Origin of the sequence: Desulfacinum infernum DSM 9756 (genome assembly GCF_900129305.1) — a bacterium.
Lineage (GTDB): Bacteria > Desulfobacterota > Syntrophobacteria > Syntrophobacterales > DSM-9756 > Desulfacinum > Desulfacinum infernum.
Map to the genome: position 1 here is coordinate 10,515 of NZ_FQVB01000012.1, position 23,343 is coordinate 33,857.

Annotated in this window: 16 protein-coding genes; 12 read left to right on the forward strand and 4 right to left on the reverse strand. The window is 64.6% G+C overall.

Annotated features, from left to right (window positions below; all coding sequences use genetic code 11):
- Positions 1-64: 64 nt before the first annotated feature.
- From BUB04_RS07130 to BUB04_RS07165, 8 genes are all read left to right on the forward strand, one after another.
- Positions 65-3,688: an ATP-binding protein gene (locus tag BUB04_RS07130; protein ID WP_073038308.1), complete on the forward strand. Its 3,624-nt coding sequence runs from the start codon at positions 65-67 to the stop codon at positions 3,686-3,688.
- A 92-nt stretch (positions 3,689-3,780) separates the two neighbouring features.
- Positions 3,781-5,496: a bifunctional sulfate adenylyltransferase/adenylylsulfate kinase gene (locus BUB04_RS07135; RefSeq protein WP_073038309.1), complete on the forward strand. Its 1,716-nt coding sequence runs from the start codon at positions 3,781-3,783 to the stop codon at positions 5,494-5,496.
- A gap of 80 nt (positions 5,497-5,576) precedes the next feature.
- The gene (locus BUB04_RS07140) at positions 5,577-6,122 is read left to right on the forward strand and encodes a YIP1 family protein (protein WP_073038310.1); all 546 of its coding nucleotides are present in this window, start codon (positions 5,577-5,579) and stop codon (positions 6,120-6,122) included.
- Between the two features lie 14 nt (positions 6,123-6,136).
- Complete coding sequence (locus BUB04_RS07145) at positions 6,137-7,141, forward strand: DUF6599 family protein (RefSeq protein ID WP_073038311.1); 1,005 nt, start codon at positions 6,137-6,139, stop codon at positions 7,139-7,141.
- A gap of 428 nt (positions 7,142-7,569) precedes the next feature.
- Complete coding sequence (locus BUB04_RS07150) at positions 7,570-8,541, forward strand: DUF362 domain-containing protein (protein WP_073038401.1); 972 nt, start codon at positions 7,570-7,572, stop codon at positions 8,539-8,541.
- The gene (locus tag BUB04_RS07155; protein ID WP_245795148.1) at positions 8,538-10,532 is read left to right on the forward strand and encodes a 4Fe-4S dicluster domain-containing protein; all 1,995 of its coding nucleotides are present in this window, start codon (positions 8,538-8,540) and stop codon (positions 10,530-10,532) included. Before BUB04_RS07150 ends, BUB04_RS07155 begins: the two co-directional genes overlap by 4 nt.
- Positions 10,533-10,689: 157 nt before the next feature.
- Positions 10,690-11,919 (forward strand): aldo/keto reductase, encoded by a 1,230-nt coding sequence (locus BUB04_RS07160; RefSeq protein ID WP_073038313.1) that lies wholly within the window; start codon positions 10,690-10,692, stop codon positions 11,917-11,919.
- A gap of 372 nt (positions 11,920-12,291) precedes the next feature.
- Positions 12,292-13,017 carry a PEP-CTERM sorting domain-containing protein gene (locus BUB04_RS07165; protein ID WP_073038314.1) on the forward strand — a complete coding sequence of 242 codons (726 nt, stop codon included), beginning with the start codon at positions 12,292-12,294 and terminating at the stop codon, positions 13,015-13,017.
- Between the two features lie 343 nt (positions 13,018-13,360).
- Here BUB04_RS07165 and hisF read toward each other — a convergent pair whose 3' ends face one another.
- The 4 genes from hisF to BUB04_RS07185 form a co-directional block, all read right to left on the reverse strand.
- Positions 13,361-14,941 carry an imidazole glycerol phosphate synthase subunit HisF gene (gene hisF, locus BUB04_RS07170; protein ID WP_073038315.1) on the reverse strand — a complete coding sequence of 527 codons (1,581 nt, stop codon included), beginning with the start codon at positions 14,939-14,941 and terminating at the stop codon, positions 13,361-13,363.
- Between the two features lie 424 nt (positions 14,942-15,365).
- Positions 15,366-16,256 carry a glycerophosphodiester phosphodiesterase gene (locus BUB04_RS07175; protein ID WP_073038402.1) on the reverse strand — a complete coding sequence of 297 codons (891 nt, stop codon included), beginning with the start codon at positions 16,254-16,256 and terminating at the stop codon, positions 15,366-15,368.
- A gap of 81 nt (positions 16,257-16,337) precedes the next feature.
- Positions 16,338-17,042 carry a response regulator gene (locus BUB04_RS07180; protein ID WP_073038316.1) on the reverse strand — a complete coding sequence of 235 codons (705 nt, stop codon included), beginning with the start codon at positions 17,040-17,042 and terminating at the stop codon, positions 16,338-16,340.
- A gap of 42 nt (positions 17,043-17,084) precedes the next feature.
- Entirely contained in the window at positions 17,085-18,503 is a 1,419-nt protein-coding gene (locus BUB04_RS07185; protein WP_073038317.1) for an ATP-binding protein, read from the reverse strand.
- A gap of 145 nt (positions 18,504-18,648) precedes the next feature.
- On the opposite strand from BUB04_RS07185, the gene BUB04_RS07190 reads away from it, so the two are divergent.
- From BUB04_RS07190 to BUB04_RS07205, 4 genes are read left to right on the forward strand one after another with little or no spacing between them, the layout of a single operon-like run.
- Complete coding sequence (locus BUB04_RS07190; protein ID WP_073038318.1) at positions 18,649-20,100, forward strand: efflux transporter outer membrane subunit; 1,452 nt, start codon at positions 18,649-18,651, stop codon at positions 20,098-20,100.
- 8 nt (positions 20,101-20,108) lie between these two features.
- Positions 20,109-21,395 carry an efflux RND transporter periplasmic adaptor subunit gene (locus BUB04_RS07195; RefSeq protein ID WP_073038319.1) on the forward strand — a complete coding sequence of 429 codons (1,287 nt, stop codon included), beginning with the start codon at positions 20,109-20,111 and terminating at the stop codon, positions 21,393-21,395.
- Positions 21,392-22,123, forward strand: coding sequence for an ABC transporter ATP-binding protein (locus BUB04_RS07200; RefSeq protein ID WP_073038320.1), 732 nt, complete (start codon positions 21,392-21,394; stop codon positions 22,121-22,123). The genes BUB04_RS07195 and BUB04_RS07200 overlap by 4 nt, the downstream gene beginning before the upstream one ends.
- Positions 22,120-23,331, forward strand: coding sequence for an ABC transporter permease (locus tag BUB04_RS07205; protein WP_073038321.1), 1,212 nt, complete (start codon positions 22,120-22,122; stop codon positions 23,329-23,331). The genes BUB04_RS07200 and BUB04_RS07205 overlap by 4 nt, the downstream gene beginning before the upstream one ends.
- Positions 23,332-23,343: the final 12 nt, after the last annotated feature.

Below are 23,343 nucleotides of genomic sequence, written 5' to 3' on the forward strand. Positions count from 1 at the left end.
CCAGTCGGCGACAAGACCGCGGATCGGCTTTTTGTTTGCGTAAGAGGAGGTCCATTCGCCCATCATGCCGTCCCGATCCGTTCCATCCCTTCGGGCGCTCTTTCGGCGTCTTCTCTTCGGAGCCTTCTTTCTCCCGGCGGCCCTCCTGGTGCTGGTGGCCGGCGGCGGCCTGGCCGTCTTTCAAAAGCACCAGATCGAAGAAAACCAGAGGCTCCTGGCTCAATCGCTGGCATCCGACACGGCCACTTATCTGGATGCCGCCGCCCGCCGCCTCGTGGGCCTGTCGAAAATCCTTTCCCAGTCCCCCTGGGAACAGGTCATCCCCCATGTGGAAACATCCTGGAAGGATTTCGGCGGCTTTGAGGCCCTCTACATCCTGGATCCCGCCGGCCGATTGGTCTTTTCAACGCCCCATTATGTTCCGTTCCTGGAGGCCCAATCCTTTCCCGGCCGGGACAGCTCCGATAAAACCCGGGGGGTGCAAGTGTCTCTGCCCTTTCTGTCGCCCCGGAGCGGCCATTTGACCGTACGGCTTCTTCGGCCGATCCCCGCGGGCGGATACGTGGCCGGGGATCTGGATCTCAAGGGGCTGGAAGAATCGCTGGCGGCTCTCAACAACCGGACATCCTCGCAAAAGGCCTTCGTGGTGGACCGATTGGGAAATCCCCTGGCCCACCCGGATCCCAAGGTGAGCCGCAACCAGGCAAACCTCCTGTTCCTGAAGCCCCTGCTCCGAGACGCCCGAGACAAGACCACCAGCATTTACGAGGACAAGGGGGTCCTGATGCAGGGGGCCCTGGCGGAAGTCCCCCCCTTCCGCTGGAAGGTCATGGTCTACGGTCCCGTCCGCGAACTCTACTATCCCGTGGTCGTGATCTCGGCCGTGACCCTCGTCGCCGTCTTGTTCCTGGCGCTCATGAGCTCCTCCCTCCTGGGGCGCGTCCGTCGCAGGATCGCCGAGCCCTTGGAGTACCTGATCGGGGAAATGCGCAGCGCCGCCCGGGATGGCGAAGGCGGGCGGGAATCGCCGGGGCCCGCCGTCACTTTCAAGGAACTGGCCGATCTGGTCCGTTACTACACCAAGATGCGGGCCTTGCAGAAGGCCACGAGCCGAAGGCGGATCCGCCAGATCCACAGATCCCAGGCCTTCCAGCAGGCCATCTACGAGATGTCCACCCATCCGGCCCTGATCGAAGGGCGCATCCTGGAGGCCCAGGAATTCATCTGCAGGGTCACGGCGAAGACCTTGGAGGTCAGCAGGGCCCTCGTCTGGCGCCTGGAAGGTTCCCGGCTGGTGTGTCTTTGCGGATCCGGTGAAACGGAAGCGTGCGCGGAAGAGGCCCCGCTGGATCTTTCCTCCCAACCCGACCTGATCCGCCGGGAAGGGCGGGTTCTTTCCAGGATCTTCCATGTCGGGGACGCTTCCGCCCCGTCCGATCCCGGTTCGTTTCCGGAGGCCTACATGCATCCCCGGGGCGTCAAGACCCTGGTGCTGGTACCCATCCGCCAGGACGGCGGCCTTTTCGGCTACCTGATGCTGGAAGACGGCCGCGCGGAAAGAAAGTGGGAACCGGATGAGATGGTGTTCGCCGCCCAGGCGGGGGAGCTTTTCACCCGGTCGCTCATCCAGGCGGACCTGCACGCCAGGACCAGGGAGCTTCATAATCTGGCGGAAACCTTGGACAAGAAGGTGCAAAAGCGCACCCGGGAACTGGAAACCCTCTACACCTTCTCCAAGGAGATGGGTTTCGTGACCGACGAAGAAACCTTCGCCTCCCTGGTTTTTTCCATGCTTCGCCGCGTGCTGCAGGTGGACGTGGCGGGCCTGAGCTTGGAAAAGAACGGAACCCGCTGTCTTTATCTGCTGAACACACAGCCCCTTGCGCCGGAATTTCGATCCGAGGTCCTGGAACAGATCTTCCCCGGCCTGCACCCTGGGGAAAGCCAGGAAACATCCGTCGTGGAACTGGCCGCCCCCGCGGACCCGGACCGGCAGGGAGCCATCTGCGCCCTCCACAGCGTCTGCCGCGTTCCGCTCATGGCCGACCGGCAGGTGCTGGGCCATCTGGCGGTGGGAAGGCGCAACACCCAGCCGTTCAGCCGGGAGGAGTGGCATTTTGTCTCCCTCATGGGCCGGCAGATCGGGGAGTCCCTCCACCGGCTCTACTCCCTCCTGCACGCCGAGGAAGAGCGCCTGCAGGATCTTCTGGAAAACCTTCCCCAGGGAGTGGTTCTTTTCGACGGGGCGGGATCGGTCCGATTGTCCAACAAGACCGGCCTGGCCTACCTGGAAGACATGGGAGTCGCGGATTCGGCCCTTCCCGACACGGGCCCCCTGGCCCTCCAGGCCCTCCTGGACCGGTGCGACGAGAGGCTGCCGCTGGAAATCTCTTCCTCCACGGGAGCCGTTTACGAAATCCACGTGCGCCATCTCTTCAGCCGCAAACAGCCCCTGCATGTCCTGACCATCCAGGATGTGACCGAGGAGCGGCGCGTGGAAAACCAGATCCGCCAGCAGGATCGGCTGGCGGCCGTGGGCCAGCTGGCCGCGGGTATCGCCCACGACTTCAACAACCTGCTCATGGGGATCATGATGCAGGCCCAGGTCCTCCAGCTGAAGGGCGTCCCCCCCCAGGTGGCCCATGGCCTGGACACCATCGTGAACCAGGGGCAGCGGGCCGCCCACCTGATCCAGCAGATCCTCGACTTCAGCCGCGAATCCATCAGCCGGAAAGGCCCCCTGGACCTGAAGCCCCTCGTCAAGGAAACCCTGAAGATCCTGGAGCGCACCATCGAAGAGAACGTTTCGATCCGCTTCCAGGACGACGGGAGCGAATACATGGTGGAGGCGGATCCCACGCAGATCCAGCAGATCGTGACCAACATGGCCCTGAACGCCCGGGACGCCATGCCGCAAGGCGGCACGTTCCGGGTCGGCCTGGAGCGGATCGAAGTGAGCGCACCGGGACAAGCGCCTTTGGAAGGCATGATGCCGGGCCGCTGGATCCGGATTTCTTTCCAGGACACGGGAACGGGGATCGCCAAGGAGCACCTGCCCCACGTCTTCGAGCCCTTCTTCACCACGAAGGAAGTGGGCAAGGGTACGGGCCTCGGCCTGTCCCAGGTCTACGGCATCGTGAAGCAGCACGGCGGCCATGTGACCGTGGAAAGCTCCCAGGGGCAGGGTACGCTCTTTACCGTGTACCTGCCGGCCCTGAGGAGACCGTCGGAGGAAACCACGACTTCACCGGCCGATTCCGTGGAAGACCACGGCGCGGTGGGCGAAGTGGTTCTTTTGGTGGAAGACGAGCCCCAGGTGCTTCTCATCACCCGGGAGATCCTGGAAGCCCTGGGTTACACGGTCCTCACCGCCGCCAACGGACGGGAAGCCCTGGAGGTTCTCCGCAGCGGTGGAGCCCGCGTGGACGCCCTGGTCACCGACATGGTCATGCCCGACATGGGGGGACGGGAACTCATCGAAGCCGTGCGGGCGCAGGACCCCGCCTTTCCCATCGTGGTGGTCACCGGTTATCCCCTGGATCGGCAGGCCCGCGAGATGCTGCGCCGAGGCGGCATCGCCTGGCTCGCCAAGCCCACCACCATGGGAGAACTGGCCGAGACGCTGCGCGCTGTGATGGACCAATCCGCCGCCCGGCCTTGCAACCCGCCGGCCGTTTCTCTATTGTAGGATGCACATCGTGCCGCAACGGCTTCCCCCAAGGATTCGGAATACCGGCATCTCGTCCTGATCTGAGCACAAGAAAAGGGAGAAGGGACCCCATGACCGATTTCAGCTGGGACGCACACGGCGGTTCACTCGTCGATCTGGTGGTGGATGAAGACAGGGCCCAGGTTCTCAAGGACCTGAGCCGGGGCATTCCCAGCCTGACCCTGAACGGGCGGCATCTGGCGGATCTGGAGCTCATCCTCAACGGGGCTTTCTCACCGCTCCGCGGCTTCATGACCAGCGCGGACTACGAATCGGTCCTGGACCGCATGCGCCTCCAGGACGGCACCCTCTGGCCCCTGCCGGTCTGCCTGGACGTGACGGAAGCCGACGCCCGCGGACTGGAACCGGGTCAATCCGTGGCGCTTCGGGACGCGGAAGGGTTCATGGTGGCCGTTTTGCACGTGGAAGACATCTGGCCCATGGACAAGGCCCGCGAAGCGCAATGCGTCTACGGCACCACGGACACGGCCCATCCCGGCGTGGACACCCTCTTTCACCACGCGGGAACCCATTACGTGGGAGGCACCCTGGAAGGGGTGCAACTGCCCCTGCACTTCGCCTTCAAGCGCCTGCGCCACACCCCCCACGAAATGCGGGCGCTCTTCAGGAAGCTGGGATGGCGCCGGATCGTGGGTTTTCAGACCCGAAACCCGCTCCACCGGGCCCAGTTCGAAATGACCCTCCGGGCCATGGATCAGGCCAAGGCCAACCTGCTGCTCCACCCCGTGGCGCGGCGCGCCCGGCCGGGAGACATCGACTACTACACCCGTATCCGATGTTACCAGGCCGTGAGCCGCTACTACCCGCCCAACATGATGCTCCTGAGCCTCCTGCCCCTGGCCATGCGCATGGCGGGCCCCAGGGAGGCCCTGCTCCATGCCATCATCCGGAAGAACTACGGATGCACCCACTTCATCGTGGGCCGGGACCACGCGAGCCCGGGCCGAAGGCCCGACGGAACGCCGTTCTACCCCCCGGAAGCCGCCATGGAACTGGCCACGGCCTTTGAGAAAGAACTGGGCATCGGGATCATTCCCTTCGAAGAAATGGTGTACGTCATGGAGGAAGACGCCTACATGCCGGCCCGCGAGGTGCCGCCCGAATCCACCGTGCGCTCGCTGGCCCTGGACGACTTCCACAGACGGCTGCGCGAAGGAAAACGGGTCCCGGAATGGTTCACCTTTCCGGAAGTGATCGAAGAGCTCCAGCGGGGCTATCCCCCCCGGCACAAGCAGGGGTTCACCATCTTCTGCACCGGCCTTTCCGGAGCCGGAAAGTCCACCATCGCCCGGATCCTCTACGCCCGGTTTCTGGAAATGGGAGGGCGGCCCGTCACCCTCCTGGACGGGGACATCGTGCGGCGCAACCTCTCCAACGAACTGGGCTTTTCCAAGGAACACAGGGACATCAACGTGCGGCGGATCGGCTTTGTGGCCAGTGAAATCACCAAGAACCGCGGAATCGCCATCTGCGCCCCCATCGCCCCCTACGCGGCCACCCGACGGCAAATCCGCCAGCTCATCGAAAATTACGGCGGCTTCGTGGAAGTCCATGTGGCCACCCCCCTGGAAGTGTGCGAAAGCCGGGACCGCAAGGGGCTCTACGCCAAGGCCCGCGCGGGACTCATCAAGGGCTTCACCGGCATCGACGACCCCTACGAACCCCCGGAAGCCCCGGAGGTGACCATCGACACCACGGAACTGACTCCCGACGAGGCGGCCCAGGAGGTGCTTCTCTTCCTGGAACGGGCCGGCTACATTAAGTGATGGGTGACGAGTGATGGGTGACGAGTGATGGGTGATGGGTGGCGGAGCCCGATGAGGAGATGGGGGGCGGAGGAGGTGCCATGGACGGGTTGATCCAACGGATGATTCGAGCGGCGAAATTGGACGTGAGCCTCTACGAGGAGGTGGAAGCGGACAGGACGGCCACGGGCCAGGCCCTGACCGTGGTGGTTCTTTCCAGCGCGGCCGCCGGCCTGGGCAACATGAGCCAGGGAGGCCTCCAAGGACTGGTGCTGCTCACCCTCATCGCCCTTGCAGGCTGGATCGTTTGGGCGTCCCTCACCTATCTCATCGGCACCAAGCTCCTTCCGGAACCTCAGACCCGGGCGGATCTGGGAGAACTTCTCCGGACCATCGGCTTTTCCAGCGCGCCGGGCCTCATCCGCATCCTGGGAGTCCTCCCCTTTCTCCGAAACATCGTCTTTCTGGCGGCCGGCCTCTGGATGCTCTGGGCCATGGTCATCGCCGTGCGCCAGGCCCTGGACTACCGGAGCACGTGGCGGGCCGTGGGCGTGTGCCTCATCGGCTGGCTGGTGCAGACCGTTCTCCTGGCCTTCTTCTTTTCCCTGGTGGGACATCCGCCCATGATGCACCAGGGCGGACCCTGAACCGGGCCGTGCCCATGAATCCCCGTGCCCACCCGAAAACACCCGGCAAGCGGGAGCGCCTCACGGCCCTGGGCGTACTGGGCCTCATCGCCCTGACGGCCGCCGGCGTCTTCTTGAGGCAGTTTCATGCGGACCCGCTCCTGTCGGGAACCGCCGTTCCCGCACCCCGTTCCCGGCCGAAGGCTTCGCCCCCGCCGGCCCCTCCCGCGCTGAATGGGACCGTCACCGACCCCTTCACGCCCCTGAGCCCGCCCGAATCCTTCGACAGCGCCACCCTGTCGGACAAGATCAATGGAAAGGCGGACCTTTACCTCACCGCGGGATTCCGGAACCTCACCACCCGGCGGGTCGCCCTGAAGGACGCTCCGGACCGGTGGGCGGAAATCTTCCTCTATCAAATGGAAAATCCCGAGAGCGCCTTTGCGGTCTACAGCCAGCAACGTCGTTCCAAGGCCCGTCCCCTGGCGGGGATCTCCCGGGGGTACGCCACGGCCAACGCCTTCTACGCCGTCGCCGGCTCCTACTACCTGGAAGCCGTGGCCGCTTCGGAAGATCCCGACTTGACCCGGCACCTGGAAAGCCTCTTTCGGCGTTTGTGGGAATCGGTCTCGGAACGGGAGATCGCCCTACCGGAACTGGCCTTCTTCCCGGAAAAGGGCGCCCGTCTCGACCAGGCGGTGCTCTACATCGGCGGGGCCTTCGGCTACGACGGCTTTTCCAAGGTCTACGCCGTGCCCTACGATGCGGGAGGAAACCCCATGACCGCCTTCGTGGCCCTGGAGGCGGGCAAGGACGGAGCGGAAGCCGCCCGGGGCTACATCCGGTTCCTGGAAGAAAACGGTGCCCGGCGCCTGCCGGACCCCGACGCGGCCCAAGGGATCGTGGTGCTCGATCTCTTCGGCTGGACCGAGGTGGCCTTTTCCCACGGGCCTTACGTGGCCGGCGTGCACGAAGCCGAAGCCCGGGATCCGGCATTGGCCCTGGCCCGCGCCCTCAAGGAAAGGCTTTCCGCAAAGTAGCGGCCGAAGGTTTCCAAAAAAGATTGGTGTCCATTCGCGTTTATTGTCGGCTGCTTCTGACGCTCGGCCGCATGGACCCGCCCCCTTTGCAGGGTACCCTCGGCAAACGGAAGGCTGTAGGGGCGAAAAATCTTTCGCCCCTACCACGGGGAGCGGGGATGCCTGCAGGTGGTAGCCGTTTCATGTGGGGGCGGTTCGCGAACCGCCCCTACACAGCGGACCCCCGATCCCCCCGGGGGGATGGCGTTCCCGGCTAGACTTCTCCCCAGGAGCTTGTCTGAAAATGGGTTCTTTGCCTCGTTTTGTCTCCATCCGTCATCCCCGCGGAAGCGGGGATCCAGGATTTCCGGAACCTTATGGACTCCCGCTTGCGCGGGAGTGACGGTTTGATCAGTTCTCGGACAGGCTCCCAGGAGGGCGAGTTCACCATGGAAAGACGACGCTTCCTGAAGGAAGGCCTGAAATACGGAGCCGGCATCGCCGCCCTCTGGGGGCTGGGCTGGAGCTTTGCGGATTTTTCCGGACCCGGCGCCACGGACCCGGCGGAAAAGGAAATCATCGGCCCCTTCGATTGGTCCCCGGACGAGGACCCGCCCCAGGTGGCCGTGGCCCAAGGGACCGACCGGGGGGCGGCCCTGGCGGCGGCCCTGGCGGCCTTGGGCGGCATGAAACGATTCGTCGGGCCCGAAGACCGCGTCTTCATCAAGGTGAACGCTGCCTTCGCATCGCCTCCCGCGCTGGGGGCCACCACCCACCCGGATCTTGTGGAGGGACTCATCCGGGAATGCCGCCTGGCCGGAGCGCGAAAGATCCTGGTCTCCGACAATCCCATCAACGACCCGGTGAGCTGCTTTCGTCTGAGCGGCATCGAAGGGGCCGTCCGGAAAGCCGGGGCGGAGCTCTTCGTACCGGGCCCGCGGGACTTCCAGAAAGCATCCCTTCCCGAAGGGCGGCTCCTCAGAAGCTGGCCCATGCTCACCAAGGCCTTCGCTCCGGCCACCAAGGTCATCAACGTGGCGCCCGTCAAACACCACCACCGGGCGGGCGCCTCCATGATCCTCAAGAACTGGTACGGCCTGCTGGGAGGTCCCCGCAACGTCTTCCACCAGGACGTCCACACGGTCATCGGCGAACTGGCGGCCCTCTTCCGGCCCACCCTGGCGGTGCTGGACGGCGTGACCGCCATGGTGACCAACGGTCCCACCGGCGGATCCCTTTCCGACCTCAAGGACACGCGGACCCTCATTGTGAGCACGGATCCGGTGGCGGCCGACGTGCTGGGCGCCGCGCTGCTGGGAATGGACCCTGACCGCCTGCCGTACCTGGCCCTGGCGGAAGCGGCGGGGGCGGGCACCCGAAACCCGGACCGGTGGCGCCTGCACCGGGTTCGGGCCGCATGAAGTGGGATCGAAACCGCAACGCCAACCCGCACGCGAGAACCGATATGCGCATCGTCACCGTTCGCAGAATCAGTCAGGCCTTCTTTTTCGTCCTCTTCTTGTGGTTTTGTGCCGTCACCCGTATGGGCGCGGGCGTGACGGACATCCGCGGCTGGCCCGTCAACTGGTTCCTGCAGCTGGATCCGCTGACGGCCTTCGCCACCGTGCTCACCACCGGAACCCTCTTTGCAGGCCTTCTCTGGGCCCTGGTCACCCTGTCCTTCACCGTCCTGTTCGGGCGCTTCTTCTGCGGCTGGGTCTGTCCCTTCGGCGCCCTCCACCAGGCCATGGGCTGGGTGCGGCACCGAGACCTCTCCTTCAAGGAAAAGATCCGAAGGAACCAACCGTCCCCAAGGCACGGGATCAAGTTCGGCCTTCTGCTGGTCTTCCTCGGCATGGCGGCGGGATCCCTGGCCGACCCCGGACGTTGGTCTTCGCCGACGACCATCCTCCAGTCCGGCGTTCTCCTGGCCGCCCTGGCATGGGTCCTTGTCGGCGCGCTGCCGCACGGAAACGGGCCGAGTCCAAGAGCATCAGAGGATCCCGTGAAGACGGCCGGACTGTTGGCGGCCTGCCTCGCCGCGGGCCTGGTCCTGGCACGGTTTCCCACCGCCCGTGGACTCCTGCAGACGGGCCTCTTGGACCCCATCCCCTTCTTCCAGCGATCCCTGAACCTGGTGATCCTTCCGGTCCTGGGCCTGGGACAACCGGCGGGAACGGCCGGAACCCGCTGGACCCACGGAGCGTGGCTCCTGGGAACCCTCTTCGCCGCCGCGGTCTTCCTTAATTGGCACACCCCCCGTTTCTACTGCCGGTACGTGTGCCCGTTGGGGGCGCTCCTGGGCCTGCTGGGACGAAAGCCCCTGTGGCGTTTTTCGAGAATCGCCGAGCGCTGCACCGAGTGCCTCCGGTGCGAAGCGGTCTGCGACGGCGCCTGTGCCCCCTCCCGGGCCCCCATTCTGAGCGCTTGCACCTTGTGTTCCAACTGCCTCATTCATTGCCCGGAAGAGGCCGTCACCTACACGGCCGCACGGGAAGAGGGAAAATCCGCCGCAGGGCCCGACCTTTCCCGGAGGGCCGCGGTGGCCGCGGTCGTGGGGGGCCTGGCCGCCGCTCCCGTGCTGGGACTCCAAGGGCTCACCCACCGCCGGTTTCCGCCCTTGGTGGTGCGCCCCCCGGGATCCCTCCCGGAAAGGGACTTTCTCAAGCGCTGCATCAAGTGTGGCCAATGCGTCCGGATCTGTCCCACCGGCGTGATCCAGCCCGCCCTCTGGGAAGCCGGGGTGGAGGGGCTCTGGACCCCCGTCCTGGATTTTCGCGCCGGCTCCAGCGGATGTCAGTGGAACTGCACGGCCTGCAGCCGGATCTGCCCCACGGCGGCCATCCGCCGCCTCAGCCTGGAAGAAAAACAGGGCAAGGGTCCTTTCGAGGGTGCCGGGCCGATCCGGATCGGCCTCGCCTTCGTGGATCGGAACCGCTGCCTGCCCTGGGCCCTGGACCGCCCCTGCATCGTCTGCGAGGAGAACTGTCCCGTGAGCCCCAAGGCCATCCGGACCCGGGACGGGTGGGCGACGATCTTTGAGATGGCTCAAGGCGTTTCGGCCGGCGGTGACGACCGACTGGATCTTCCGGGTTTTTCGCCTCCGGGGGATGCCGCCGTGCCGGAAAACGTTTACCTTCAATGGGAAGTGGATGGGATCGGTCGCCGAGACCCCATCACCGACTGGGGAGACGGCTGGATTCGGCTGGACGGGGTAACGGCGGCAGCCTTGGAGCCCGGACCGACCGGGCCGGTCCGGGTGGTCCGGGCGTTGAAACGGCCCGTCGTGGATCCGGTGCGGTGCGTGGGCTGCGGCATCTGCCAGCACGAATGCCCCGTGCGGGGCGTTCCCGCCATTCGGGTTTCGGCCGAAAACGAAACACGGCATCCCGACAGACGACTGGCCTTGTGAGGATCAAGGATTAGAGGATTAGGGGATATGGGGTAGGGGGTATGGGATAAGGGGAGTCCGCAACACCCGCGGTTCACGCCTTACGCCTTACGACTCACGCCTTACGACTGATGCCTTACGACTGACGCCTTACGCTTGACGACCGACGGAGACGGCCATGAAAAAGGACGGAGTGACCCGACGGACTTTTGTGAAAGCAGCCTGCCTGGGGTTGGGTACGGCCGCGGCGCCTCTGGCGACGTCGCAGACGGCCGCTGGCGCCCCGCCGGAACCGCAGGGGAAAGTGCCCACCCGTCCGTTCGGAAAGAGCGGCATCCGGGTGCCCATCCTGTCCCTGGGGGGCATGTTCGACACGGGCGCCAACCAGATCCTGCTTCGCCAGGCCGTTCGCTGGGGCGTGACCTACTGGGATACGGCGGACTGCTACGGCGGCGGGCGCAGTGAGGAGGGCATCGGCCGGTTTTTCAGCCGATTCCCGGACGCTCGGAAGGAAATCTTTCTCGTGACCAAGTCCGATTCCAGGGATCCCAAGGGCATGACCCGCCTTTTGGAGCGCAGCCTGGAGCGGATGCAAACGGACGTGATCGATCTCTACTTCCTCCACGCCTTGCGAAGCGTGGACGAACTGGACGACGACGTCCGCCGCTGGGCGGATGCGGCCAAGGCATCGGGAAAGATCCGACTTTTCGGTTTCAGCACCCATTCTAACATGGCCCGGTGCCTTTCGGACGCCGCCCGACTGGGCTGGGTGGACGGCATCATGTTCACCTACAACTTCCGCCTCATGAACGATCCCGACCTGAACCGGGCCCTGGATGCCTGCACGAAGGCGGGCATCGGGCTCACGGCCATGAAGACCCAGGGAGGCGGCCCCCTTCGCATGGAATCCGGGGAGGAAGCCGAGCTGGCCGAACGCCTGCTCCGGAGGGGATTCACGGACAAGCAGGCGAAACTCAAGATCGTCTGGGAAGACGAACGGATCGCCAGCATCTGCTCCCAGATGCCCAACATGACCATTCTCATGAGCAACACGGCGGCCGCCCTGGACCGGGTGTCCCTCACCCGAACGGAACGGGACCTGCTTCGCCGCCACGCCCGGGCCACGGCCCACACCTACTGCGCCGGCTGCGCTTCGCTTTGCGAAGAGGCTACCGGAGGCCCCGTGGCCGATCTCATGCGATGCCTCATGTACCACAGGGACTACGGAGACATGGAGGCGGCACGGGACGCCGCCCGAACCCTGCTGGCCCGGGGCCCGCTTCCCACCCCGCCCGTCCATCGCCTCCTGGCCGCCGAACAACGCTGCCCCCAGGGCCTGCCCCTTCGAAGACTCGTCCACGATGCCCACCGCCTCGTTTACCAGCTGGCCGGGGAGAAAAAGGGGTGAAGGATTAAAGGATTAGAGGATTAGAGGATTAAGGCCGGGGCTGGAGGGCACCCAGGCAAGTGCAATCTTTTTCACCCTATGCACCCGTCTTGCCTATATCGATGTAATGCTTTGCACACTTCCCCGCCCATCGCTTCCCGTAAAGCCCTCCCCACTTCACCCAGAACCACATCACCTATTTGTATTTCCTTGCTTTTCTAATTTCGTTTCCTTTCTTTGCGAACTGGCATTCATCTTGCCTATATATGGGCTGCCCCATTGGGGATCGTCGGGAATGGACGCCGATTGGTCATGAAGGAAGCACGGAAGCAGCGGACGCCCCCACCCAAAACCCGGGGGCCGTTGAACGGACACGGACCAGGAGACCCATCGATGAAACGAAACCCTCTTTTCCTCTTGCTCTTGTTTGGAACCTTTATTCTTTGCCTTCCCCACCCCGCCCAATCCCTCACCCTCACCTTCGGCGATACCCACAATTACTGGCCGGGCTGGGGGAACGGCTCCAGAGATGACTCTCAGGACACTATCGGCGATCCGGACTTTACCGGCGGAACCATCACGGTGGAAGGGGCCTTTCTGAAACAGATCACTTTCTCCTTTAAGGAATGGGAAAGCGGTACCACGTGGGGCAAGCTCCACCCGGGGGATCTCTTCCTGGACGTGGACAGCGATGATCAATGGGAATACGTGGTCTATTCCGGCAATTGGTCGCTTTATTCGGTCGATCTCCCGTTGAACTCGGCCACCGGTTACCTGACGTCCGGGAGGGACAACCAGGGCTACTGGGCCGGTTACCTCATCCGGGATGATCACCCCATCGGCCTTGGCGAACAACCCGCGGATTCCGCTCTGCTGGGGACGGTTGAGTTCACCGGGTGGAGAACCCCCGAACTCACCTTTGACTTCGGTTCTTCGATCGCACTGACGCTTCCCACGGACCTCACCCTCGGCTTTACGGTCAACTGCGCCAACGACGTGGTCTATGAAACGGTAAGAGTTCATACGCCGGAGCCGGCGAGCATGCTGCTTCTGGGAACGGGCCTGGTGGGCCTCGCCGGATGGGCCAAGAGACGCAAAGGGCAAAAGCCGCAGGCATAATGTTCCTCGGCTGGAACTGTAATCCGCAGCCCTGAAGGGAGCGAGCGCCTTCAGGGCTGCGGATCCTGGGGTCGGAATGCCTGAGGTTGTCTCGGTGGTTCCACGGAAATCCGGGCGTTTGGAAAAATTCCCGCGGGGCTGAAGGCTCCCGGCGTTCCTTTTCTTCGGTTCTCCGGATGTCTCTTCGTCGTCCCCGCGGAGGCGGGGACCCAGCACTCCCGATCCGGGGACGAGTCCAGACCGTGCCGCCAGGCGGCGGCTCGGGCCGGGGCGGCGTCTCAGCGCCCCGGCCCGAAGCATCCTCCCCGTAAACCTCTGCGCCCTCTGCGTCTCTGCGGTGAGTTCATCCCAGGGGCAGGCGCACCGGAACCTTCCCCCGAAGAAGCTCCTTCACCTCCCCGATGCCTACCTCCCGGCGGTGGAAGATCCCGGCGGCCAGGGCGGCTTCCGCCCGCGTCCGGGTGAAGACCTCCAGGAAGTGCTCAGGGCATCCCGCGCCGCTGGAGGCGATCACCGGGATGGTGACCGCTTCCCGCACGGCGTGGATCAGTTCCAGATCGAAGCCCAGGTTCGTGCCGTCCCGGTCGATGCAGTTGAGGAGAATCTCCCCCGCCCCCAGATCCTCGCACACCCGGGCCAGGGTCACGGCGTCCACGGGCCGGCCTTCCCGGCCGCCCTTCACCGTGCACTGGTACCAGCAATAGCGTTCTCCGCCGGGACCGGGAAAGGCCGTCTCCATCACCCGGTGCGGCACCGCGTCCGGCGACGGCACGTACACCCGCCGCGGGTCGATGGAGATGACCACGGCCTGGCTGCCGTAGACCCGGGAAATCTCCTCGATGGCGCTCCGTCCCGTGGGTGCGCCCGTCTTCAGCACCTCCTCCACGACGGTCACGGCGTCGCTTCCGATGGACACCTTGTCCGCTCCCGACCGGAAGTATTCGGAAGCCACCTGGAGAGCCCCGTAGCGGGTGCCGTCCTTGTCGGTGTAGTCGCGAATGCCCCCGCCGATGGTGAGCGGCACGAAGACCTTTTCCGACGTCCTCCGAAGGACTTCCAGCATGGGCATGTCCTTCAGGGGGAAATCACGAAAGCCGGTGATGTTGAGAAAGGTGATCTCGTCCGCGCCTTCTTCGTAGTAGCGGCGGGCGAGGTCCACGGGTTTTCCCAGGTTGCGCACTTGGCCCTTTTCGCGCACATCGTACTGGTCACCCTTGGTGACCACCAGGTCCCCCCGATCGTTGGCCCGCACGTCCAGGCAGGCGATGATGCGCTTGGCCAGTTGGGTCTTGGGTTCCACCACCCGCGGCAGCACCGGGGCGCCCGTTCCTTCCAGGAAGTTTTTCAGGATCTTCAGGCCCACCGGGCCGCTCTTTTCCGGGTGGAACTGGACGGCCGCGACCCGCCCCTTCTCCACGGCGCTCACGAACTCCACGCCGTAATCGGTGGCGGTCAGCACCACGGACGGATCCCGAGGCTCCACGTGGTAGGAATGGACGAAGTAGACCTTCTCGTTTCCTTCCACGCCGCGGAAGAGCACCGACGGTTTCCTCGCCTTGATGCCGTTCCAGCCGATATGGGGCACGGCCAGATCCACCCGGAACCGGCGGACGATCCCCGGAAAGAACCCCAGGCCGTCCTCCCCCGGTGCCTCCTCGCTCCCCTCAAAGAGGGCCTGGAGGCCCAGGCAGATCCCCAGAAACGGCCGGTCGGAGCGCAAATACGCCAGGAGGGGTTCCACGTAGCCGCGATGCCTCAGCACGCGCATCATCTCCCCGAAAGCCCCCACTCCGGGAAAGACCAGCCTTTCCGCCTGCAGGATGTCCTCCGGGCGCTCCACGAACCGAACCTCCCGGCCCAGGCTCCCAATGGCGTTCACCACGCTTCGAACATTTCCCGCGCCGTAGTCGAGCACCGTCACCATGGATGGGTTCTCCTCTCTTTCGGTAAGACCGCATGATCCGCGGTCCGTGATCTGTGACCCGTAATCTGTATTCCGCCATCCTTGGCGGCGTGGCGTTTTCGGGAACCCCCCGGGTTTCTCCCCCACCCAGGCGATACGGCCCCTTTTTCCTGCGAACCCCGCAGGAGCTGTCCCGAAACGCCGGGGATGACCGATTTTCAGGAAAAGAGGTGAAAATCCCCGGCTCCCGAAACGGAAATCCGCTTCCGCCCAGCCTCCTAAGAGGCTGTCCGGCAATGGGCTCTTTGCCTCGTTTTGTCTCCATCCGTCATCCCCGCGAAGCTTGTCCCCGGCTTGAACGGGGAGCGGGGATCCAGGATTTCCGGGAACCTATGGACTCCCGCTTGCGCGGGAGTGACGGTTTGCGGAGTTCTCGGACAGCCTCCTAAGGGCGGTTGTCTTGCCGGGCCCCCCTTCTTTTTTTCAGATGCACAAGCACGTGGGGCCGGTCGGTGATGATGCCGAACACGCCCAGGTCCGCGAACCGTTCCATCTCCTCCGGCTCGTTGACCGTCCAGACGATTACCGGAATGCCCGCCTCGGCACATCTTCGGACGTCCTCTTCCGTCACCAGACTCGCCTTGGGGTGGTACGCATCCACTCCCAGGCGCCGCACGGCCGCCACCGGGTCCTGGAAGGGCTTCCTGGTCAGGAGCCCTGCGGCCAGGGAGGGTTCCAGGGCCTTCACCCGAACGAGGGCATCTTCGTGGAAAGACGAGATGAGCACCGATGGACCCATGCCCGTTTCCATGACGATCCGCACCGTCTCTTCCGTGAGGCGGCTCCGGGTCTTGCCGTCGCCCTTGATCTCCACGTTGACCCTCCAGCCCAGGGCCCGCGTCAACAGGAGGGCTTGGCGCAGGGTGGACAGTCGATGATGCGTTTCGTCCCCGGAATCCTTCAGGCTCCAGAGGATCCGCTGGAGGGGATCGCCGGGAGCGTCCACCTTCGGCGGATGGACATCCACGTCCAGTTTTTCCAGATCGGTCAGCAGGTAATCCCTCACCCGCCACGGGGCCTTGTGCACGTCCACCCGGGCCGCGTTGGACGTGCGCTTCAGCGTCGGATCGTGGATCACCACCGGGACGCCGTCGGCGGACAGCTGCACGTCCATCTCCCAGAAATCGGCCCCCACGGCGAAACTGAGCATGGCCGCCGCCAGGGTGTTTTCCGAAGCCAGAGCCCGCCCCCCGCGGTGCGCCCCCACCAGGGGAGGCCCCCAGGGGGAGTTCCAGCAGCTCCTCCAATCGTCGGACCCGCAGGGCCGTCGTTCCATATCCGTTCCATCCTTCCCGCCCGCTTGCCGGAGCCCCGTCTTCCGATCTCCGAGCCGCACCATGCCGGCACCTGCGGACCATCATTTCTCAACGGCGGCGTTGAGGCGGTACCCCACGCCGTAGATGGTGCTGATGACTTCGCAATCCGGAAGATGACGTGCCAGTTTCTTCCTCAGGTTCTTCACGTGGGAATCGATGGTGCGATCGTAACCGTCGAAATCATACCCCTGGACGGCTCCAATGAGCTCCGCCCGGGAAAAGACCCTGTTGGGCCGGCTCATCAGCGTTTTCAGCAGGCCGAATTCGGACGGGGTCAGCCGCACCTCCCGGCCGTGCACCACCACCTGGCGGGTTTCCGGGTTCAAGGTGATATGCCCCACCCGGAAGATCGTGCCCGTCTCGACGGCCGACGACGCGACGGATCTTCGCAAAACGGCCCTGACCCGGGCCACCACTTCCCGCGGGCTGAAGGGCTTGCAGATATAGTCGTCGGCACCCAGCTCCAGCCCGAGAAGACGGTCCAACTCCTCCACCCTGGCCGTGATCATGATGATGGGCACGCTGGAAAAGCTTCGAATCTCACGGCACACGCTCATCCCGTCAAGCCCGGGCAACATGATGTCCAGCAGGATCAGGCCGGGCGGGTTTCGCCGAACATGATCCAGTGCCGCATCACCTCGATCCACCACCACCGCGCGGTAGCCGCTCTTTTCCAGATAGTCCTTCAGGATGCCGGCGATCTTGGCTTCGTCCTCCACCACGAGCACCGTGATCCGATCCGCCATGACTTCTCTCCAGCTGCGCGCGCCCCCGGCTTTCCAAAAGCATCAAAGTCGGGGGAACTCCACCGTGATGCGCAAACCCCCGGAGGTCCCGCGGGCGGCTCCGATCCTACCCCCGACAGATTCCACTATACTCCTGCAAATGGCAAGGCCGAGGCCGCTGCCCCCTTGCGCCCGACTCCTGGCCCTATCCACTCGGTAGAGCCTGTCGAAGAGGCGATCCAGGCACTCTTCGGGAACACCCGGCCCGGAATCCTCCAGGTGGATGACGACCCGGCCGGGATCCGTCTCGACCCCGATCTCGATCCAGCCCGGAGCCTCACCATAGCGAAGCGTATTCTCCAAGATGTTGGAAAAGAGCTGCCGGAGGCGGTCCGGATCCGCCCGGACGTGGACAGGCGCCTCCCGGGCGAAGTCCGGGGCCCGGATCTCCATTCCCCGCTGGTCGAAGCGCGTCCGAAAGGCCTTCAACGTCTCGTCCAAGACCCCCAAGGGATCCACCGGCTTCAACTCCGCCTGGAACCGACCCGATTCGATCAGGGACAAGTCGTGCAGATCATGCACGATCCGACTCAGATGGAGGACCTCGCCGTGGAGCGATTCCAATGCCTCCCGGTTCACATCCCGCACACCGTCCAACATGGCCTCGATCTCCCCCCGCAGCACGGCCAGAGGGGTTCTCAATTCATGGGCGATGTCCGCCAGCCATTGCCGACGCATCCGCTCGTAACGCTCCAGGGTCCGCGCCATCTCGTTGAAATCGGAGGCGAGCCGCCCGAATTCGTCGTCCGAGCCCACTTCCACCCGGGTTTCGAAGCGGCGCGACATGAGCGCCCGGGTCCCTTTCACCAACTCCTGCACGGGGGCCAACAGATGCCTGGACAGGGCCCAGGTGACGACGATGGCCACCACAACGGCCACCCCGCCCACCGCCCGGAAGGTGCTGGCCTGGTGCCTCAGAAACTCCACGTCCAGTGGCTGGGAAGGGCGGGGGCGCTCGTGGACCCCAAGCCATCCCACCACCTTTCCGCCGGCGCGAACGGCCTTGAGGTCATAGCCGTCGGCAGACACGGAATCCGTGGGACTCAGAGCATGCCGGTTCCGGTCGAAGAGAACATAACGGGGCCTCGCGCGCCGGCCGCCCTCGGTTTCCGAAACGCCGGCGCCGTTTCGGGCGGACTCCTCCGCCCCGCCGGTCTCCTCGTGAGGACGGCCGGGGCGCATGCCCAAAATGAGCAGCCATTGACCCACGGATTCCCGAAGGGGGGCCCAGTCCCCCGCCAGTTCGTATTCCCGGCTTAGTAACTCCAGCAAACCGTTCACCTTTCTCTCTTCCACCTTCACCACATACCGTTCGAAGTTTCGGGCCGCGTAAAAGCCGGCAATCAACAGCATGCCGATGACGACGACCAGGCTGTTGAACAGGAGGGTCAGAAACACCTTGGATCGGAAGGTGAGTTTCATGGTTCACCCGTCCTCATCTTTCACAGATTTTCTCCATATTTTCTCCACATTCGGCCGCTATGATCCGCACCGTCAACGGAGCCCGCAAGCCGCGAGTCCACGGAAAGGGACTCCGAAACCCAAGGGAGACTCAGACGGATACCCTATGACAACACATCCCGGACGATCCTTTTACCTCTTCTTCATCCCCTGCGCCATGGCCGTTTTGTGCCTTGCGGGGTGCGCCGTCGGTCCCTCCTATGTCGCCCCCGAAAAGAAAGTGCCCGATTCATGGACATCCCCCCTGGAGGAAGGCCTCGCGTGCGCCACGACCGACGAACGTTTCCTGTCCACCTGGTGGGAGGCCTTCCAGGACCCCGTTTTGTCCCGGCTGGTGCAGTGGTCCCTGGAGGCCCATCCGGACTTGCAGACGGCACGGTCCAAGGTTCGCCAGGCCCGCGCCGCCCGGAGGATGTCCCGCGCGGCGCTCTTCCCCACCGCGGACGGCACGGGGTCTTACGCCAGGAGCCGTTCCAGGGTCGGGGTGGTGAGTGAACTTTTCACCGCCGGGTTGGATTCCTCATGGGAACTGGATCTGTTCGGGGGAGCCCGCAGGTCGGTGGAAGCCGCCGAAGCCGACGAACAGGCGGCACAGGAAGACTTGCGTGACGTGCAGGTCTCCATGGCCGCCGAGGTGGCACTGGCCTATATGGAAATGCGCACCCTCCAAAACAGGCTGGCCGTCCTGGAACGGGATCTGGAAACGCGCGAGGCGCTCCACCGATTGACCACCCAACGCCGGCTGGCGGGCCTCGCCACGGAACTGGAGGTGCAACAGAGCTTGTACGACCTGGAAGGGGTGCGCGCACAGATCCCCGAATTGAAGGCGGATCTGGAATCGGCAAAAGACAGCCTGGCCGTGCTCGTGGGGCGTCCTCCCGGATCCCTGCACACCCTCTTGGAGAGTCTTGAGCCGATCCCGCACGCCCCCGCGCAGGTTGCCGTGGGGATCCCCTCGGACCTTCTCCGCCGTCGGCCGGACATCCGGCGCGCCGAGCGGGAACTGGCGGCCCAGACGGCCCGCGTGGGTGAGGCGGTGGCCGATCTCTATCCGAAACTCACACTGAAAGGAAGCCTGGGCCTGGAATCCCTTACGGCGGGCGATCTCCTGGATATGGGCAACCGCATTTTCAGCCTCGGTCCTTCCGTTTCCCTGCCGGTCTTCCGGGCCGGAGAGCTGCGCGCCGCCGTGGAGATCCAAACGGAGCTTCAACGCCAGGCCCTTTCGACCTACGAAGCCACCGTGCTCAATGCGTTGAAGGAGGTGGAAGAGGCCCTTTCGGCCTATGTCCAGGGGAGGAAGCGGAAACGATTCCTGGAAAACGGCGTCCTCGCCGCACGTCATGCCGCCGAGCTCGCCCGGGCCGGCTATGCGGCGGGGCAAAACGACTACAGCGACGTGCTCGAGGCCGGGCGGGCCCTTCTGAGCCTGCAAGATCAGCTGGCCGCGAGCGAGGGCGAGGAAGCTTCGAATCTGGTGAGACTCTTCAAGGCCCTGGGGGGAGGCTGGGAATATCCGGGAACCGCCACCCGCGACGCGGCTCGGGGAAAGGAGTGAACGGACCGGTGACACAAGACCAGGATCTCGATGTGAAGGAACTGTTGGAAACCCATGCCGCCCGCGGCAGAGGTCGGCATGTCCGATTGCTGTTGCTGGTAGGAGCTCTGGTGGGGGTGATCCTCCTTGCGGCCCTCCATTGGAGAGGCCGCTCCGACGGCGCCGTTCGTTACGAAACCCGTGAGGTGCTCCGAGGCAGTCTTTCCGTTACGGTGAGCGCCACGGGAAACCTGGAGCCCACCACCGAAGTGGAGGTCGGAAGCGAGCTTTCGGGAACCGTGCGGTCCGTGGAAGCGGATTACAACGACCGCGTTCGCAAGGGACAGGTTCTGGCCCGACTGGACACCAGCAAGCTGGAAGCGGAACTGCGGGAATCTCAGGCCGCGCTCCAAGCGGTCCAGGCCCAACTCGCGGATGCCCAGGCGACCCTGAAGGAAACCGAAAGCGAACTGGCCCGCAAGAAGCGTCTGTGGGCCATGACCGACGGACAGGCGGTCTCCCGGCAGGATCTGGACGCAGCCGAGGCGGATCTGGCCCGAGCCCGGGCGGCCGTTTCCAGGTACCAAGCGGAGGTGGCCCAAAAGCAGGCGACCATCGCCACCATCGAATCGGATCTGGCCAAAGCGGTGATCCGTTCCCCCATTGACGGCATCGTATTGGACCGTTCCGTGGAACCGGGACAGACCGTGGCCGCCACGCTGGAAGCGCCCGTTCTCTTCACGCTGGCCCAGGACCTGACCCAGATGGAGCTCATCGTGGATGTGGACGAAGCCGATGTGGGGCTCGTGCGCGAGGGGCAACGGGCGGAGTTCACGGTGGACGCCTATCCCGACAGGCGTTTTCCGGCCTCCATCGCCCAGGTGCGATTCGGGGCCAACGAGGAAGACGGGGTGGTCACTTATGAGACGGTTTTGATCGTGAACAACTCGGACTTGTCCCTCCGGCCGGGAATGACCGCCACGGCGGAAATCCTGGTGAAGGAGGTGCAGGATGCCTTGTTGGTTCCCAATCAGGCCTTGCGTTTCACGCCCGAGACCACGGCAGGACATGAGGACGAGTCCTCGGGGTCCCTGATTTCCAGGTTGATCCCCAGGCCGCCGCGCCCCACAAGCAAGAAGAAGCCGGCGGTCCCGTCGGACGGCCGGGAGGCCGCCGTGTGGGTTCTCGAGGACGGACGCCTCCGACGAATCCCGGTGACCCCGGGAGAAACGGACGGGACCAGGACGGTCATCCAAGAAGGCGAACTGGAACCGGGGATGCTCGTGGTGGTGGACGCCGTGAGGGTTGGCGGATGAGCGGAAACACCCACGTATCGCAAAGCGGACCTCCCCTCGTCCAATTGCGTAAGGTTCGAAAGGTTTACGGCACCGGCCAGGCGGCCGTACACGCCTTGAAGGGCATCGACCTCACCATCCATGCGGGGGAATTCGTGGCCATCATGGGCTCCAGCGGATCCGGAAAATCCACGACCATGAACATCCTGGGCTGCCTGGACACACCCACGTCGGGCAGCTACCTGCTCCAAGGAGTGGATGTGGGGGCGCTGACGAGAGACCAAAGGGCTCTGCTGCGTCGGTACTTTCTGGGTTTCGTCTTCCAGGGTTTCAACCTCCTGCACCGAACCACGGCGCTGGAAAACGTGGAACTGCCTCTCATCTACCGATCGATGCCTGGCGGCGCAAGAAGGCGCCTGGCGGCGGAGGCCCTGAAATCCGTGGGCCTGGAGGGCCGCGAATCCCATAGCCCCGGAGAATTGTCCGGTGGCCAACAGCAGCGGGTGGCCATTGCGCGCGCCATCGTGACCCACCCCAAATTGCTGCTGGCCGACGAACCCACGGGGAACCTGGATTCCGTCACGAGCCGCGAGATCATGGAGCTGCTGACGGCCCTCAACAGAGAACGCGGCCTCACCATCGTCATGGTCACCCATGACGTGGAAACGGCGGCCTTCGCAAGAAGATGCATCCGCTTCCGCGACGGTCTCATCGTCGACGGACAACCGCCGGAAAGGAAACCGTCGTGATCCGACAAAACATCCGCATGGCCATCCGAACCATCCGGCGCAACGTCCTCCGATCCGCCCTCACCATCCTGGGGATCGTTATCGGAGTGGCCGCCGTCATCACCCTGGTCACCCTCGGTGAAGGGGCCACGGCACAGGTGGCTTCGGAGATCTCGAGTCTGGGGAGCAACAGACTGGACGTGCGGCCCGGACAGGCCCATCGGGGCCCGGGCGGCGTGCGCTCGGAAGCCGATCCGCTGGAGGCGGAAGACGCCCGGGCCATTGCGCGGGAGGTGGGCGGCGTGGAAGCGGTGGCGCCCGTTGCTTCCATGTCCGCCCAGGCGATTCACGGAAGCCGCAACCGCTCCACAACGGTCACCGGAACCACCCGGGGGTTTCTCCAGGTGCGCAACTGGCCTCTGGCGGACGGTCGCACCTTTTCCGAGGCGGAAGAGAGGTCGGGCAAGGCGGTGTGTCTCCTGGGGACCACCGTCAGAAAGGAGCTTTTCGGATCCTCGGAAGCCGTCGGCGCCTGGATCCGATTGGGCAAGCTGTCCTGCCGGGTGATCGGGGTGCTGGAATCCAAGGGACAGTCGAGCTTCGGCGCCGACCAGGACGACGTGGTCCTCATCCCCTTGCGCACCTTCCAGCGGCGGCTGGCCGGCAACACCGACGTCCAGGCCATCTACGTCTCGGTAAAAGAAGGGATCTCCACCCAAAAGGTGAAGGAACAGATCACGGAATTGATGAGGGAAAGGCGGCGCATTTCCGCCGACAAGGAGGACGATTTCCATGTCATGGACATGCAGGAGATCACGAAGGCCCTCACCGGATCCACTCAGGTCATGACGGCGCTGCTGGGCGCCGTGGCGGCGGTCAGCCTCATCGTGGGCGGCATCGGGATCATGAATATCATGCTGGTCTCCGTCACGGAGCGCACCCGTGAGATCGGGATCCGCCTGGCCATCGGGGCCATGGAACGCGACGTGCTGACGCAGTTCCTCGTGGAAGCCGTTGTCCTTTCCATCTTCGGAGGCATCACGGGCATCGCCCTCGGACTCGTCACCGCCGCCATCGCCGCATCCGTCCTCGGCCTTCCCTTCATCTTCAATGCCGGTATCGTGGGCACCGCCTTCCTCTTCTCAGCCGCCGTGGGAATCGCTTTCGGGTTCTTCCCGGCCAAGCAAGCCGCCCGACTGGACCCCATCGAGGCTCTGCGCAGGGAATGAGAGGCCCCCCGG

What these genes read in the sequence shown, in the direction of transcription:
- BUB04_RS07130 (WP_073038308.1), top strand. Translation starts at nt 65, where the DNA reads ATGCCGTCCCGATCCGTTCCATCCCTTCGGGCGCTCTTTCGGCGTCTT.
- BUB04_RS07135 (WP_073038309.1), top strand. Translation starts at nt 3,781, where the DNA reads ATGACCGATTTCAGCTGGGACGCACACGGCGGTTCACTCGTCGATCTG.
- BUB04_RS07140 (WP_073038310.1), top strand. Translation starts at nt 5,577, where the DNA reads ATGGACGGGTTGATCCAACGGATGATTCGAGCGGCGAAATTGGACGTG.
- BUB04_RS07145 (WP_073038311.1), top strand. Translation starts at nt 6,137, where the DNA reads ATGAATCCCCGTGCCCACCCGAAAACACCCGGCAAGCGGGAGCGCCTC.
- BUB04_RS07150 (WP_073038401.1), top strand. Translation starts at nt 7,570, where the DNA reads ATGGAAAGACGACGCTTCCTGAAGGAAGGCCTGAAATACGGAGCCGGC.
- BUB04_RS07155 (WP_245795148.1), top strand. Translation starts at nt 8,538, where the DNA reads ATGAAGTGGGATCGAAACCGCAACGCCAACCCGCACGCGAGAACCGAT.
- BUB04_RS07160 (WP_073038313.1), top strand. Translation starts at nt 10,690, where the DNA reads ATGAAAAAGGACGGAGTGACCCGACGGACTTTTGTGAAAGCAGCCTGC.
- BUB04_RS07165 (WP_073038314.1), top strand. Translation starts at nt 12,292, where the DNA reads ATGAAACGAAACCCTCTTTTCCTCTTGCTCTTGTTTGGAACCTTTATT.
- hisF (WP_073038315.1), bottom strand. Translation starts at nt 14,941, where the DNA reads ATGGTGACGGTGCTCGACTACGGCGCGGGAAATGTTCGAAGCGTGGTG.
- BUB04_RS07175 (WP_073038402.1), bottom strand. Translation starts at nt 16,256, where the DNA reads ATGGAACGACGGCCCTGCGGGTCCGACGATTGGAGGAGCTGCTGGAAC.
- BUB04_RS07180 (WP_073038316.1), bottom strand. Translation starts at nt 17,042, where the DNA reads ATGGCGGATCGGATCACGGTGCTCGTGGTGGAGGACGAAGCCAAGATC.
- BUB04_RS07185 (WP_073038317.1), bottom strand. Translation starts at nt 18,503, where the DNA reads ATGAAACTCACCTTCCGATCCAAGGTGTTTCTGACCCTCCTGTTCAAC.
- BUB04_RS07190 (WP_073038318.1), top strand. Translation starts at nt 18,649, where the DNA reads ATGACAACACATCCCGGACGATCCTTTTACCTCTTCTTCATCCCCTGC.
- BUB04_RS07200 (WP_073038320.1), top strand. Translation starts at nt 21,392, where the DNA reads ATGAGCGGAAACACCCACGTATCGCAAAGCGGACCTCCCCTCGTCCAA.